Origin of the sequence: Hallerella succinigenes (assembly GCF_002797675.1) — a bacterium.
In the GTDB taxonomy this organism is placed as follows: Bacteria; Fibrobacterota; Fibrobacteria; order Fibrobacterales; family Fibrobacteraceae; genus Hallerella; species Hallerella succinigenes.
Genome location: NZ_PGEX01000001.1, coordinates 773,128 through 787,196, shown reverse-complemented (window position 1 = coordinate 787,196; position 14,069 = coordinate 773,128). Strand labels below are relative to the sequence as shown.

Below are 14,069 nucleotides of genomic sequence, written 5' to 3'. Positions count from 1 at the left end.
GATGAAACTTTCTCAAGATCAGTCGTTCTTTTTTGTAGGCGTCGCAGGCTCTGGCATGAGCGCGATCGCTCAATATTTGGCCGGAAAAGGTTTTTCTGTTTCCGGTTCGGACCGTAAATTTTCGAGCGCCGATGGCGACAAGGTTCGCGCTCAGCTCGAAGCGGAAGGCATCAAGTGCTTTCCTCAAGATGGCTCTGGCGTGAACGAAAAATTGACGGCGATAGTCGTCAGTACGGCCATTGAAGAATCCAACCCGGATTTAAAACGGGCACTTGAACTGAATGTTCCCCGTATGCATCGCAGCGAAATGCTCGCCAAAATTTCGGAAAGCACCAAAACGATCTGCGTCAGCGGTACGAGCGGTAAAAGCACCGTGACCGGTATGATCTGGCATATTCTGAATGACGCAAAGCTCTCGCCTTCGATTCTTTCGGGCGCGGGTCTTGTGACGCTCGAAAAGCAGGGCAAGATCGGAAACGGCGTCGCGGGCACAGGCGAATGGCTCGTTGCCGAAGCCGATGAAAGCGATGGAACTCTTGTCCGCTATTCTCCAGAAATCGGCGTGATTTTGAACATTGGAAAGGACCACAAGGAAATTTCCGAATTACAAAAGATTTTTGCTGAATTTTCGCACAATGTGACGAGCAAAAATAAAACGCTCATTGTGAACGAAGCCGACGAGCTTGCCGAAGCTTATAGTGTAAATCACCTGGACGATTTTGGACTCGAATCGAAATGCGGAATTCAAGGCTCCGATTTTAGGCCGGAAGGCTACTCCATCACGTTCCGCGTGCATTACCGAGGAGAGCTTGTCAAGTTCAAAGTCCCACTGCCCGGACATCACAATATGATGAACGCTCTTGCGGCGATCGCCGTCGCGGTGCGCATCGGCGTCCCACTTCGCAAGTGTGCGGATGCGCTCGAATCCTTCGAGGGCATCCATCGCCGCCATCAAATCCTTGGAACCTTTAACGGCGTGACCGTGGTCGATGACTTCGCCCACAATCCTGCGAAAATCGCAGCGAGCATTTCTGCTGCCCAAGACTTTACCGAGGGCCGCGTCATCGCCTACTTCCAGCCGCATGGATTTGGCCCGACCCGTTTTTTGCGTAACGATCTGGTCGCTTCGATTGCAGGCGCTCTCCGCAAACAGGACAGTGTTTTCTTCAGTGAAATTTATTACGCGGGCGGAACCGTGACCCGAGACATCTCTTCGGGAGATCTCGCAAGCGATCTAAAGGCCAAGAATGTGGATGCCCACTTTGTCGCAGACCGTTCTGCCTGTGGCGTCGAAATGGCCAAGTTTGCAAAACCCGGTGACACGATACTTGTGATGGGCGCTCGCGATCCGAGCCTTTCCGATTTTGCCAAAGAAGTTTCCAAGGAGCTTGCATGAGCGAACAAAATAACCGCTATCAGAACGCGATGAATCGCTTGGAAGAAATCCTTTCCAAAATCGACCAGAGCGATGTGAGCGTTGACGAACTCGCAAGTCAGGTAGAAGAAGCGACCAAGCTTTTGCGCGAATGCAAGGCAATCCTTTCGGATACCGAAAAGAATGTGCAGAAGGCTCTTTCCGATTTGAACGAAGAAGCGGAAAAGGATTCCGAATCTTAAAATGAAAGAAGCTCTGCGTGTTGAGAAAATTTCCGTTTACTATCCCATGCGCAGTGGGGTATTTTCCCGTGTTTCCGATTATTTGAAAGCAGTCCAGAATGTTTCCTTCTCTTTGGCAGAAGGAGAAATTTTGGCGGTAATCGGGGAATCGGGCTGCGGAAAAAGTACGCTAGCGCAGGCTCTGGTGGGCCTTTTGCCGTGGCATTCCGGAACCTATTCCGTCTTCGGAAAAGAAGTCGACGTGAATTCGGCAAAAGCCATTGCACAGGTGCGCAAGTCCGTGCAGATGGTCTTTCAAGATCCGTATTCCAGTTTGAATCCTCGCCAGACGATTGCGCAGATTTTAACGTATCCGTTGATCGCCCGTGGAACTTCCAAAAGCGAAGCCTTGGAAAAGGCGAAAAAGGAACTCGATCTCGTCGGGCTTCCAAACGATTCGCTGTCACGCTATCCGCATGAATTCTCGGGAGGCCAGCGTCAGCGCATCGGAATTGCCCGCGCTTTGATGGTCGATCCCAAGGTAATCATTGCGGACGAAGTCACAAGCGCTCTCGACGTCTCCGTTCAGGCTCAAGTCTTAAAATTGCTTGAAAAGCTTCGCCAGGAACTCGGCATTTCGATCATCTTTATTTCGCACGATCTTTTGACAGTACGTTCTTTTGCAGATAACGTCATTGTGATGTACAAGGGTCGTGAAGTCGAAAAAGGAGTTGCCTCGGAAGTCTTAAAAAATCCACAGCACGCTTACACCAAGGCCTTGATTGCAAGCGTTCCGACGTTGGATTTTGAACGCCCTCCGCAGGTTTTTACCGGTGATCCGAGCCTCTTCCTTGCCGACGTGGAAACTCCGACGGAGTCTGCTTCATGAATTTTCGCCGTTCGCATAAACGGAACTTTTCTAAAGAGTCCGCACCTGCAGAAACGGTAACGCTTCGCATGGAACGCATGGCGCAAGGCGGTGACGCTTTGACCCATTTGCAAGATGGCCGAGTCTGCTTTGTTTCGGGCGCATTAACGGGCGAACTTGCCGAAGTCGTTCTTTCGCAGAACAAAAAGGATTTTGCCAAAGGCTTTGCCAAAAGGATTTTAGAGCCTTCGGAATTTCGCACAGAACCGCAGTGCCCATTTTACGGCAAGTGCGGTGGCTGCTCCATGGAGCATGCGACTTTTGAATTTCAGCTGGAAGCGTACCGCAAATCGATCGAAGAACTGTTCCGCCGTTTTGCCAAAACGGAACTCCCTGCAAGTTGGAAAATCCATTCTGGAAAGCCTTACGGCTACCGCAACCGGGCACGCCTTGTCCGCATCGGCAAAGGCTGGGGATTCCGTGAAACGCAAAGCCACAATGTGATTCCTGTTGCGCAGTGCAAAGTTCTAACGCCTGCGCTCAACAAGGCTCTTGCCGCAAACACATTCCCGAATGTGCCGGAACTTTCCGTTTTCGATAACGGCAGCGGAAAAATCTCTTACTACTACAAAGGCATGTCGCCTGCGGAATTTGAAAAGTGCGCCATGAATTCCGTGCAAATCGGCGACGCCAAAATTTCGATGGATTCCGCTTGCTTCTTCCAGTCGAATTTAGAAGTTCTCCCGGAACTTGTGGAAACGGTCAAAAAGGCGGCGGGAACTGGGGAATATCTGATTGACCTTTTCAGCGGCGTCGGATTTTTTGCCACGGTCTTAAAAAAGAATTTCAAAAAGATCGTCACCGTGGAACGTGAAGGTAAGGCGCTTTTCCATGCGAACAAAAATGTACCCGAAGCGCACAATGTTTCTTCCCCTGCCGAAGACTGGCTCGCTCAAAATGATGCTTCGGGCGCAGACGTTCTGATTGTAGATCCGCCGCGCACAGGGCTTCCGAGCAGCGCCCTCGAAGCGATCGCCAAGGCGAATCCGAAAAAATGGATTTACATTTCTTGCGACCCGTCAACTCTTGCTCGGGACTTTAGACTGCTTTCTGAAAATTTTGGTTACAAAATTTTGAACGCAGAAGGCTTTGCCTTTTACCCGCAGACCCCGCATTTTGAAATGTTCCTCGAATTAAAGCGCGTGTAATTTTGTAATTTTCCCGTGTAACGAGGTAACGTGTATGCTTCAAAAGTGGATTCTAGGAATTATGCTCGCCACAGGCATTACCTTTGCCGCAGTCGGTTCGGAAGATAAGAATATGGCTGTCGGCGGATGGCTTCAGGGCGGGAACAGCGGTGAACATGCCGGCTTGGATTTGGAATTTCGCCATGGTGCAATGAACACGCTCGATCTTTACACGAGTTTTGAATTTAGCAAGCACGATAATTCCTTGGGTGTTTACCTGGGCTATTACTGGCATCTTTACGATGTGATTCCGCTACCGCAGCAGTACGGCCGTATGAGCCTTTATTTTGGTCCTGCAGCTGGTATGGGCTGGTGGCAATCGGATCTTTTTGATGAACTCGGCAATGAGTATGATTCGGAATCCGGTTTGGCGTTCCGCGCGGGTATCGTGGGCGGCTGGGGCTGGGAATTCCCGAAGCCGGTCCCTCTGGAATTTTACATCGAACTCAATCCGGTCGGAGAATATCACTACATGTGGTATGATGACGACCATAAATCCGATTGGCAACTGCCGGACTTTTATGTGCGCTTCGGCTTGCGCTTCTGGTTTTAAATCATAGGGGAAACAATGAAAAAACTTCAACTTTTACTGGCTTTCGCTGCAGGTTTGATTCTTGCGGCCTGTTCTTCGGAACCGATGTCGATTGTGACGGGTAAGGATTTTATTTCGAACCGTGCTGTCGTCGTGGACACGGGCAGTGTCTTCCACAGTTCCGATCCGTTCGTGATGCAGTTCCGCTACGGCAAGAACTTTGACTTTTCGAAAATCAAGTGGGAAGTCTTGAGTGCGGACGGCAAGCAGATTTCTTCCAAAACGAGCAAAGTGAATGCAAAGGAAGGTTCCTATACGATTCTCGTTTCTTCGGCTCGTAAGGGAGGCATTGCCAATGCGGCAGAAATCTTTAGAGCGAAAGAAGGAAACTTTAAGGTTCGATTTATCAATGCCGATTCGGATGCGCTCCTCCTCGAAAAGCAGATTCGCGTCGTGCTCAACAGCGAAAAAATTGACGGAGAAGAATGAAGTACAGCATCCTCGCTTTAGCGGCTCTTTCCTTGATGGCTTGTTCCTCGGAAGTTGAAGTGAATTACAAGCTCTCGGAAACGGTTCCTGTAGAACTTTATGTCGAAAGTATTTATTCTACGTTTGACTTAACAGGCGTAGAACGCGTTGGAACGATTACCGCCGACTACGTTCACCTGGACTATTCGCAGAATGGCGACACCACGGTCATCCGTCGCAGCTTCGAAATTGACAATTCCCGCGGCTACCTCAAAAATTCGCACCCGGCGGAACTCCAGTGGAGGCTTCCGGTAGTCGAAACGAAAGGCGTGGACCTTCGCACGGTGAGCATCCAAGGCTTTGACGAATTCGACTCCCTGCTCTACCGCATTCCGATGCCGCAGCGTTGGCGCAACCAGCTTTTGAACCCGGACTACATCAAGCACTTGGAACGTCAGGAACGCCACCGCTACGAAATGACGCATCTGCTCAAAGGCCCGGTTCCCACCAAGGGAAACATCACAAAGATTCTCGAAGAACGCGGACGTCTCAAGTTCGGCTTAATCCAGATTGACTCCGTGGTCACGAGCGGCTTCCAGACTTTAGACAAGCGCGAATGCTTGAACTACACGGTGTACATCAAGGAAAAGGAAAATTTCCCGTACTACATCTGGGAACAGCACGTGAATAGCAAGATAGGCACCGAAAAGTTCCAGGCTTACAACAAGGGGCTTTCGGCGGAATATGAAACGGCTTACCGTGTTGCGATCGATCCGACAAACGGCATTCCTTGCCAGGAACAGGAAATCAAGCATGGCGTGCATACGATGGTGAACGCAAAGACCGGTGACACGGCGACGTTCCGCAGCAGCACAGGCCTTGAACGCCTTTATACGTACGGTGCAACGACTCCGGTGGAAAAATGAGAACGTCCCTTGTACCATTCTTTTTTGTAGGCACGTTCGCCCTGCTTTCCGCTTGCTCGGGCACCAAGTCCGCGCAGCAGACGATGGCCGAAGACCGTGCCTACATGTACAAGGAAGCTTACTCCGCTTACATCGCCGCCGAAAACAAGTATCTGAATTTGCTCTTTAACATCGAGCGCATGCCCGAAGAAGAAGAGCTTTGGATTATGAAGCGCGACCAGATGCGTGAACTTGAACAGCTCCGCGATATCATGTTGCAAACGCGCGGGGAACTCGACGAGTCCATTCAGGACTGGGAAAAGTACCTGAGCGAACTTCAAAAGGAAGTCGCGAAGATGAACGCTCCGTCCAAGGCGCGTTTTCGCAATCAAGATGACCTTCGCACTTCGCCGGGAGAGCTCTTGCCGGGAGAATTCGCCAAGGATTCTATTCGCAAGGTGCAGTCCCGCATGCGGAGGTAAACATGATCGGAGTCTTCGATTCGGGATTTGGCGGTCTCACGATTCTTCACGAACTGCGCAAGGCGCTTCCGGAATACGACTTTACGTACCTGGGCGATAACGCTCGCGCCCCATACGGTTCCCGCACCTTTGAAACCATTTATCGTTACACGCTCGAAGCGGTCAAGGCTCTTTTTAACCGCGGATGTCCGCTCGTGATCCTCGCCTGCAACACGGCTTCGGCACGGGCGCTCAGAACCATCCAGCAGCACGACCTGCCCAAAATCGCCCCGAGCAACCGCGTCCTCGGCATCATTCGTCCTACCGCCGAAGAGGCAGGTTCTTTTTCTAAAACGGGCCATTTGGGCGTCCTCGGAACGGCGGGAACGGTCATTTCAGGGAGCTATCCGCTCGAAATCGGGCACTTTTTTCCTCAGTTGAAGGTGACCCAGCAGGCGTGCCCTTTGTGGGCGACTCTCGTCGAAAACGGAGAAATCGAGAGCGAGGGAACCCGTTTTTTTGTCAAGCGGGACATTGAACGTCTGCTTTTAAAAGATCCTGAAATCGACGCTATTTTGCTCGCCTGTACCCATTATCCGTTGCTCTTGCCGGTCATTCAGTCGGTCGTTCCGCAAGGGGTTCGGGTGGTGTCCCAGGGAGAAATTGTTGCTCAAAAAACCAAAGATTACCTCAAAAGGCATCCGGAAATCGAAAAAAGGCTCACTCGACAGGGAAAAGTGGAGTTTTTGACGACCGATACGCCTGAATTTTTTAGCCGAGGAGCGATATTTTTCGGCGAAAAAGATGTTTTTTCAAAAAATTTGTCTTTTTAACCTATAATTTTATATCTTGCTGTTGAAAAACGAACCACCCTTGGTCCGCTTTTAATTCTTTTACTCTGAGGAAAGGACGAATTTATGCCGCAAATTCAAATTAATTTAACCGGCTGGCAAGGCTTCCGTGGTAAGAACACGGGTAGTTTGCTCTATGTGGAAACCAGCCGCTTGTCCGTTGTCCCGGTCCGTGACCAGTTGAATGAAAACGAAAAGGGTTCTTTTTCGGAACCGAACTACGAAACTTCTACCTACGGCTTCATGTCTTGCTGCAACGTCAAGCAGATCAACAAGATCGTTCAGACGAACAAGAGCCGCTACATCCTCTTCGGCACCCGCTATGAAGGCGGCGATGCAGATTATAAAGACAAGTACCTGATCATGGGCTACATGAAGATCATGAATACGAAGGATGTCCGTTCCCGTCATATTCAGAACTACATGGCTACCCCGGGTGCAGAAGAACCGGAATGCATGACTCTCGAAAAGAACATCGCGGTCCAGGGCCCGATGCACTTTGTGTCTCTTCAGGACAGCTACATTCTGACGGATGAGCGTATCAAGGAATGGGGTTACAAGGGTCACGCGAATCGCCAGCTCAAGACGGTCTTTAACGAAGAACACACGAAGATCATTTTGGATCACTTGGATTCCCGAGACGACAAGATCGACGAATACATCGCAACCGTCGAAGAATTCAAGAAGGCTCTCGCCGCCCAGCAGGCAGCAGAAGCCGCTTCGGAAGAAGCCCCGCAGGCTTAATCTTCGATAAAAGCTTTACAAAAACCCGCCTAATGGCGGGTTCTTGTTTTAAAGGCAAAGTGGAAAAATTATATTAGTCGTATGAACAATGGTATTGAACATCTGAATGTGCAGAATATCGAAGTCGCCGGATTTATTCGCGAAGTCTTCGGTTACATTACCCGTTTCAAGGGTCAGCTCTTCATTTTGAAAATCGAAGACAGCCTGATGGATCATCCGCTGTTCCCCGTGCTGATTCGAGATATTACGCTTTTGCACAAGATCGGTGTCAAAATCTTGATTGTTCCCGGTACGCGTAAGAGCATTGACCGTCAGCTCAAGGCTTGGGAAATTTCTTCGGAATTTCATAACGGTGTACGCCTCACGAATGAAGAAGCTTTGCCGCTTGTGGAACAGGCTTCTTTGGGTGCTGCCCAGCGCATTATGAGCCATTTAACGGCCGGTGGTTGCCACGGTATGCAGGGCAACTGGGTTGCCGCGCGCAGCATGGGTATTATCGACGGTGTGGACTACATGCGCACTGGTCGCATTGAGCGCATCGAAAAGAATATCATTGAACACATTCTTTCGGAAGACTACATTCCCATTATTCCGCCGATCGGCTGGAACAAGATCGGTCACGCGTATAATATTTCGAGTACCGAACTTGCGATGGAACTTTGCAAATATTTGACGGTGGGAAAGCTCTTTTTCATTGGCAGTGAAAATGGCATTTGTGCAGACGGCCTTACGACCGGAAAGAATACCAAGTATTTGGACGTGACCGCAAGCGGTGTGATTTCGGCTTTGGATATTGAACAGGCTCAGGAAATTCTGGACCTGAATCCGGAAAAGCTCACGTACACCCAGGTTGATTATTTGAAGAATGCGATTTGCGCTTGCAAGGCGGGAGCAAACCGAGTGCATTTGGTGAGCGGTGAAACGCAGGGCAGCGTTCTGCAGGAAGTCTTCTCGAGCCGCGGTGACGGTACCATGGTGTACGCGAATCAGTATTCGAGTATTCGTCCGGCGACGATCGATGACATTCCGGATATTCTGCGTATTATGCAGGATTACATTACCAAGGGTTACTTGATTCCGAGAACACAGGAATCGATTTCCGACAAGTTGCAGGATTACGTGGTGTACGCGATAGACAACGCCATTCACGGTAGCGGCGCTTTGCATCCTTTCGAAGACAACACGGCAGAAGTCGCGGCGATTGCCGTAGCGGCAAACTACCGCAAGTCGGGTGTCGGCGCGGCGATTGTGCGTCACCTTGTGGCGACAGCCCGTATGCGTGGTTATCGCATGGTCTTTTTGCTCACGACGCAGGCTCTCGACTGGTTCTACCAACTGGGCTTTAGGGACGGTACTCTCGAAGACTTGCCAAAGACCAAGCGTGACCATTACAATCATAAACGGAATTCAAGAATTTTGATTATGCCGTTTGGAAAGTAAATGGCGTCTAAAATCCGAATCATTGCGACGGGCGGAACGATCGCCGGAAAATCGTCGGGGAACGGCTACGAAGCGGGGAAAACTTCGATCGAAGATATTCTTGCAGCTGTTTCCGGTTTAAAAGAAATTGCTTCGCTTGAATATGAGCAGTTTTGCAATATCGGTTCGCAAGATATGGATGAATCCATTTGGCTTGCGCTTTCTAAACGCGTGGATGAAGTTCTCGCGTTAGAAGACGTGGACGGTGTGGTAATCACTCACGGCACCGATACGATGGAAGAAACCGCGTTCTTTTTGAATCTGACCGTGCACAGCCCAAAGCCGATTGTCCTTGTCGGATCCATGCGCCCTTCGGATGCCGTGGATGCGGATGGCCCTGCGAATTTGCTTGTGGCAGTGAAGTCGGCGGTAAGCGCAACGAATGCGGGTCGCGAAGTTTTGCTTTGCCTCGGTCAAAAAATTTTTGAAGCGAGCGAAGCTTTTAAAAAAGACAGCCACGCGCTCGACGCTTTGGATGCGGTAAAAACGGACTTTCGCGTGCCACACGGTTTAAGCGCAGGATTTGACGTGCGAAAACTTTTGAAACTTCCGCGCGTGGGAATCGTTTACGGCTACGGCGGAGCTTCTACGCTCCCGATACAGGCATTTATCGATGCTCATTACGACGGCATTGTGCTTGCGGGCGTTGGCGGGGGAAACCTTTATGGCGCTGTGCAACAGCTGGCTGAAAAAGCGGTAAAGCAGGGAATTTTGATGGTGCGTTCTACACGGTGTCCTTACGGCGGCGTTTACACGGAAGGCGGTGAAGTCGAAGATTTAAAATTCGGCTTCATAGCGGCAGGTTCTTTGAACCCGCAAAAGGCGCGCATTTTACTGATGCTCTCTTTGACGGTGACTCGCGACATAGAAAAAATCCGACAGTTTTTTAAGCGTCCGATTGTTTGATGGTTGAATTTCTTGCGATTTAAGCCGGTCGGCAGCCGCGAAAGCATCTCCGAAACATCCAAGCGCACCCGCACGACCATGCCCAATGCGATGCTCCGTAAGTTTCCCTACCTGCTTCGGGGCGTGAAGGTTACGCACGTGAGCCAGGTGTGGAGTACCGACATTACCTACATCCGGCTCAAGCACGGGTTCGTGTACCTGACCGCGGTTATCGACTGGTACAGCCGCCGGATGCTTGCCTCGAGGCTGTCGAACTCGCTGTCGATGGATGGCAAGGGCCGCTCGCAGGAACTCATCTCTTGACAACCGCACCCTCGGAGATATATTTTAACCATGTGGCCCTGAAGTCGGTCGCATAAGGAAAAAGTTCAATGAAGAAACCGGCTTTTTCTGTCGGAAAAAACCGGCCACTTTATAGAACTATCAGCGTTCGCCATGCGAACAAGGAGGCAATATGAGAAGTTATACAACATTCAGCCTGCAGTACGCCCACCGTTTCTACGGTTTCAAGGGAGAGGCCCAGTACCTTCACGGCCACACGGGAGTCCTGACCATCGAAGTGGAGGATTCCATCGACGCGGGGGTGAACATGGTGTTTCCCTGCAACGAAATCCAGAAGACGGCCTGGGATATTCTGCGGAATTTCGACCACGCCCTTATTTTGCGAGAAGACGATCCGCTGCTCCCCGCGATTCTGGACGTTTACGAAAAGCAGGGCATCAAAAACGGCCACCCGCAAAACAAGATGAAGGGGCCTGCATTCAAGACGGATCTTGCTACGGCTTACCCGGATTGCCGCCTGGTGGTGACGAAGGAGACCATGACGGTGGAAGGCATGATCAAGATTGTCTATGACCTTCTGAAAACGAAGCTGAACATTGCAAAGATCACCTTCACCAGCGGAGTGAATGCCGCTTCCCAGGAATTCCCTGTTGCAGGCACGGTCAAGCGCTGCCCTCTCTGCGGAATTGCCCTGAACGAAAATGGCGTTTGTCCTAAGTGCGGATACAAGGAAAAGGCGTAAATTACGTTTTGCTGCTTATCGCAACTAAGGCGGTCGGAAATTTTTTGACAGTAAAAGCGCGGTTCCTTAGTTGAAAAAATTATTCGTGTCCGGTAAAAATATAGCCAAAAATAAAAATGGCAGGTTCCTCAGACGAAGAACCTGCCCGTTTTGTTTTTACTTTGTAATTACCACAAAACAAACAAAAACAAAACGCTATGGTCAAAAGTACATTTTTTACCGGACAGCCGGTCTTCGCGCAACTCTGCAAGTACCTCGACAGGGACGAAGTCCTCAAGATCAGCACGGAATCTGGCGGAGAACGTTACAGGAAGTCGTTTAACGCGTGGACGCATCCGCGCTGACATTCGTGAACAAGATGCCGCATCTGCGAATGAGCTTGTACCAAAGCGGAGCACGCTGGGGACGCCAACGCAAACAGGAGAGCGTCGATCTTTGGAGACAACAAATCCATTTCGAAGTTGACTTCAGCGAAATACCTGAACGATTTCCCGAATTCGCGGATGGTCGAGGAGTTGCCGACCAGTCGGGGCCGCGCAATAGGAGGGGCTGTCAACAATCCTTCTGAAATCATTTTACCTTCTTGTTGCTAAAATCCTATCCGAAATGTATATAGTTGACCCTTAAAAAGTCACTTCGCGAGCGCAGGATAAGGAGGTTCGCCGTTTTTATTCACCCCTTCCCGGCAAAGGAAGCAACAGTATAGCCATTCCAACAGGACAAAAAAGCGCCTCATGGCCCTCTTGAAGTTGAACGCCGCTGCTGCAAGCTTTGCATTGAGCATGTCGCCAAAGATTCCCTTGTAGAAATTTCTACCCATACGGTGGTCGCTTTTCAGGTGGCCGTTGATAGGCTCGATGCCTGCCCTCTTGCAAAAAAGCTTGTGAGCCTTTTCCTTCTGGTAGTAAGTCGCGTTTTTCTTCGGGACGTCCGGTATCACGATCTTTGTCGTTCCGGATTCCTTTTGTCCGCGGTAGCCTCGGTCGCATGCGGCCTGGCTCGGCCTGAATCCAAGCATTTGTTCAACATGGTCAAGCGTATCGTCTATCGTATGTCCGTCATACTCGTCCCGGAACGAGACCGCGCCGACAATGATGCCGCTGTAGCTCCGGGCGATTGACACCTTGTTGCCGAACTCGTATTTCTTGTGTTCCTTGCCCTTGCCGATGCATTTTACTTCGGGTTCGTGAAGCGAATAGACCTTGTCCTTGTCGCATTTCTTCTGTGCCAGAACTTTTTTGAAAAGCTCGATTTTTTCTTTGTACGTGTTCAACAAGTTCTTGCTGGCGAGATTTCGCTCTAATTCACGGACGAGCCGTCCCGCGATTGTCTTCAGCCTGCGATCTGCCTTGTGAGCCTTCTTGCCGTTCTTCGGGTGATTGCGGAAACGCTGGTCACGATGGACCTTCTTCAAGGTTCTCTTGTAGGACTGTCTTTGCGGAAGATCATGCTCTTCCACGATCCTCTGTACCTGTTCTATTATCTTGTTCGCAAGTTTGGCGTCTGTAGGGAACGTGATGTTCTTTTCCTGCACGGTCGTGTCAAGAAAGACCGTGCCGCATCCTGTCGGTCCTTGTTTATCGTGGTCATCGTTGACGAGGATACTTTCCTTGAGGATCATGTCCATGCCCGCTTCGCCAATCATGTGCCGGAAGTGAACAAGTTCGCTCGGGTCGCAGGGTTGCTCCGTCGAGAAGAACCGTTCTCCGCAAAAATACTGGTAATAGGCGTTTTCCTGAAACTGCTCCACGACGGACTCGTCCGATACGTTGCGGATGTGCTTCAGGATGATGAGCCCGGTCATGAGACGGATCGGCTTGTTCGGCGCACCCATTTTGTCGTCAAACCGTTTCGAAAACTCGGTCTCGAACTTGTTCCAGTCAATCTTGTTCGCGAGAACGTAGAGGGAATGCTTGTGGTTCAACTGCTCCTCAAGGGAACAGAAAAGGCTTGTCTGTGCGTGGGATTTTGGCGGTCTGTACATAAAAAATTGCAAGGTTTTCAATCATATTTTAGAAAACCTTGCAATATTTTCACAGGGTAGAAATCAGTTTTTCCCAATAGTTATGCGGGCTGGGCGGGATTTTAAGGGACGACTATATATTGGGGCAATAGGTCAATTTATTTTTAGAAATATCACAAGGGGTTTGTTTTTGTTATCTTTCTCCGCATGATGAATCTAAAGATGATGGAAGACGGCTTCCGCATGATTTTGGAAGGTATGGGCGAAGACATTCACCGTGAAGGTCTCATTGATACTCCGAAGCGTGTCGCGAAGATGTATCAAGAGCTCATGACGGGTCTTTCCGGCGACACCAAGGCGGAAGATATTCTCAAGACCCGTTTCCATGAAAAATACGACGAAATGATCGTCGTGCCGAACATCGAATTTGCAAGCATGTGCGAACACCACTTTTTGCCGTTTACGGGTTGCGCCCACGTGGCGTATATCCCTGGCGATTGCGTGGTCGGCCTTTCCAAGATTCCTCGTGTCGTTGAATTCTATGCGCGCTTTCCGCAGATTCAGGAACGGATGACGCGCCAGATAGCGGAACTCATCCAGAAGGTCCTGCAACCGAGAGGCGTTGCGGTCGTTCTCGAAGCGAGCCACATGTGCATGACCATGCGTGGCGTCAAAAAACCGGGCGCATCGATGGTCACGACGCAACTTTTGGGGCGTTTTAAGACCGACGAAAAGACGCGCGCGGAATTTATGTCTTATATTAAGCCATATATTCGCCACTAACGATGCGACCTTTGACGGCGATTTCGTGGCTTACAAGCATCAATTCTAGAGGGGCTTGTAGGGAATGCAAGAAAAGCCTTTTCCTTTTTCAAAAATAAGAGTCGATTGAAATGGGGTAAATTTGGTCGTTTCGGTGCTTCCGCTGGCTTGTAGTCTGGGCATTGAAGGCCCGGTTCTTTTGGGCGTTTTGACGAGCGTGATTGTGTCGACAAGAGTCGGATTTTTGATTGCGAAATTCGTGT

At 50.2% G+C, this 14,069-nt stretch carries 16 protein-coding genes and 1 pseudogene; 16 read left to right on the top strand and 1 reads right to left on the bottom strand.

What is annotated here, in order from left to right:
• The first annotated feature begins 1 nt into the window (after position 1).
• The 15 genes and pseudogenes from BGX16_RS03425 (at position 2) to BGX16_RS03355 (ending at position 11,425) form a co-directional block, all read left to right on the top strand.
• Positions 2–1,396, top strand: a complete 1,395-nt coding sequence (locus BGX16_RS03425) for a UDP-N-acetylmuramate--L-alanine ligase (protein WP_100424800.1) — start codon at positions 2–4, stop codon at positions 1,394–1,396.
• Positions 1,393–1,617 carry an exodeoxyribonuclease VII small subunit gene (xseB, locus tag BGX16_RS03420; RefSeq protein WP_100424799.1) on the top strand — a complete coding sequence of 75 codons (225 nt, stop codon included), beginning with the start codon at positions 1,393–1,395 and terminating at the stop codon, positions 1,615–1,617. Before BGX16_RS03425 ends, xseB begins: the two co-directional genes overlap by 4 nt.
• A 1-nt stretch (position 1,618) precedes the next feature.
• Positions 1,619–2,485, top strand: a complete 867-nt coding sequence (locus tag BGX16_RS03415) for an ATP-binding cassette domain-containing protein (protein WP_100424798.1) — start codon at positions 1,619–1,621, stop codon at positions 2,483–2,485.
• Positions 2,482–3,672 (top strand): class I SAM-dependent RNA methyltransferase, encoded by a 1,191-nt coding sequence (locus tag BGX16_RS03410; RefSeq protein ID WP_100424797.1) that lies wholly within the window; start codon positions 2,482–2,484, stop codon positions 3,670–3,672. The genes BGX16_RS03415 and BGX16_RS03410 overlap by 4 nt, the downstream gene beginning before the upstream one ends.
• Positions 3,673–3,706: 34 nt before the next feature.
• Positions 3,707–4,264 (top strand): porin family protein, encoded by a 558-nt coding sequence (locus BGX16_RS03405; RefSeq protein WP_146139541.1) that lies wholly within the window; start codon positions 3,707–3,709, stop codon positions 4,262–4,264.
• Positions 4,265–4,279: 15 nt separating this feature from the next.
• On the top strand, positions 4,280–4,732 hold the full coding sequence (locus tag BGX16_RS03400; protein ID WP_100424795.1) for a hypothetical protein: 453 nt from the start codon (positions 4,280–4,282) through the stop codon (positions 4,730–4,732).
• Complete coding sequence (locus BGX16_RS03395; protein ID WP_100424794.1) at positions 4,729–5,637, top strand: hypothetical protein; 909 nt, start codon at positions 4,729–4,731, stop codon at positions 5,635–5,637. The genes BGX16_RS03400 and BGX16_RS03395 overlap by 4 nt, the downstream gene beginning before the upstream one ends.
• Positions 5,634–6,098: a hypothetical protein gene (locus BGX16_RS03390; RefSeq protein ID WP_100424793.1), complete on the top strand. Its 465-nt coding sequence runs from the start codon at positions 5,634–5,636 to the stop codon at positions 6,096–6,098. The genes BGX16_RS03395 and BGX16_RS03390 overlap by 4 nt, the downstream gene beginning before the upstream one ends.
• Before the next feature lie 2 nt (positions 6,099–6,100).
• Positions 6,101–6,910 (top strand): glutamate racemase, encoded by an 810-nt coding sequence (murI, locus tag BGX16_RS03385; RefSeq protein ID WP_100424792.1) that lies wholly within the window; start codon positions 6,101–6,103, stop codon positions 6,908–6,910.
• A gap of 84 nt (positions 6,911–6,994) precedes the next feature.
• Positions 6,995–7,672, top strand: a complete 678-nt coding sequence (locus BGX16_RS03380) for a hypothetical protein (RefSeq protein ID WP_100424791.1) — start codon at positions 6,995–6,997, stop codon at positions 7,670–7,672.
• A gap of 81 nt (positions 7,673–7,753) precedes the next feature.
• Entirely contained in the window at positions 7,754–9,112 is a 1,359-nt protein-coding gene (argA, locus tag BGX16_RS03375; protein ID WP_100424790.1) for an amino-acid N-acetyltransferase, read from the top strand.
• Positions 9,113–10,057 carry a type II asparaginase gene (locus tag BGX16_RS03370; RefSeq protein WP_100424789.1) on the top strand — a complete coding sequence of 315 codons (945 nt, stop codon included), beginning with the start codon at positions 9,113–9,115 and terminating at the stop codon, positions 10,055–10,057. It abuts the gene before it with no gap.
• A 102-nt stretch (positions 10,058–10,159) separates the two neighbouring features.
• Positions 10,160–10,318, top strand: a pseudogene (locus tag BGX16_RS03365) (DDE-type integrase/transposase/recombinase); the annotation flags it as partial.
• 193 nt (positions 10,319–10,511) lie between these two features.
• A complete protein-coding gene (locus tag BGX16_RS03360; protein WP_100424788.1) occupies positions 10,512–11,081 on the top strand; it encodes a 6-pyruvoyl trahydropterin synthase family protein in 570 nt (189 codons plus the stop codon).
• A gap of 197 nt (positions 11,082–11,278) precedes the next feature.
• Positions 11,279–11,425, top strand: a complete 147-nt coding sequence (locus BGX16_RS03355) for a DUF4372 domain-containing protein (protein ID WP_100424787.1) — start codon at positions 11,279–11,281, stop codon at positions 11,423–11,425.
• A gap of 287 nt (positions 11,426–11,712) precedes the next feature.
• On the opposite strand, the gene BGX16_RS03350 is transcribed toward BGX16_RS03355, so the two are convergent.
• The gene (locus BGX16_RS03350) at positions 11,713–13,065 is read right to left on the bottom strand and encodes an IS5 family transposase (protein WP_198514820.1); all 1,353 of its coding nucleotides are present in this window, start codon (positions 13,063–13,065) and stop codon (positions 11,713–11,715) included.
• A gap of 189 nt (positions 13,066–13,254) precedes the next feature.
• Here BGX16_RS03350 and folE point away from each other — a divergent pair, with 189 nt between their 5' ends.
• Positions 13,255–13,827: a GTP cyclohydrolase I FolE gene (folE, locus tag BGX16_RS03345; protein WP_407718848.1), complete on the top strand. Its 573-nt coding sequence runs from the start codon at positions 13,255–13,257 to the stop codon at positions 13,825–13,827.
• The last annotated feature ends 242 nt before the right edge of the window (positions 13,828–14,069 follow it).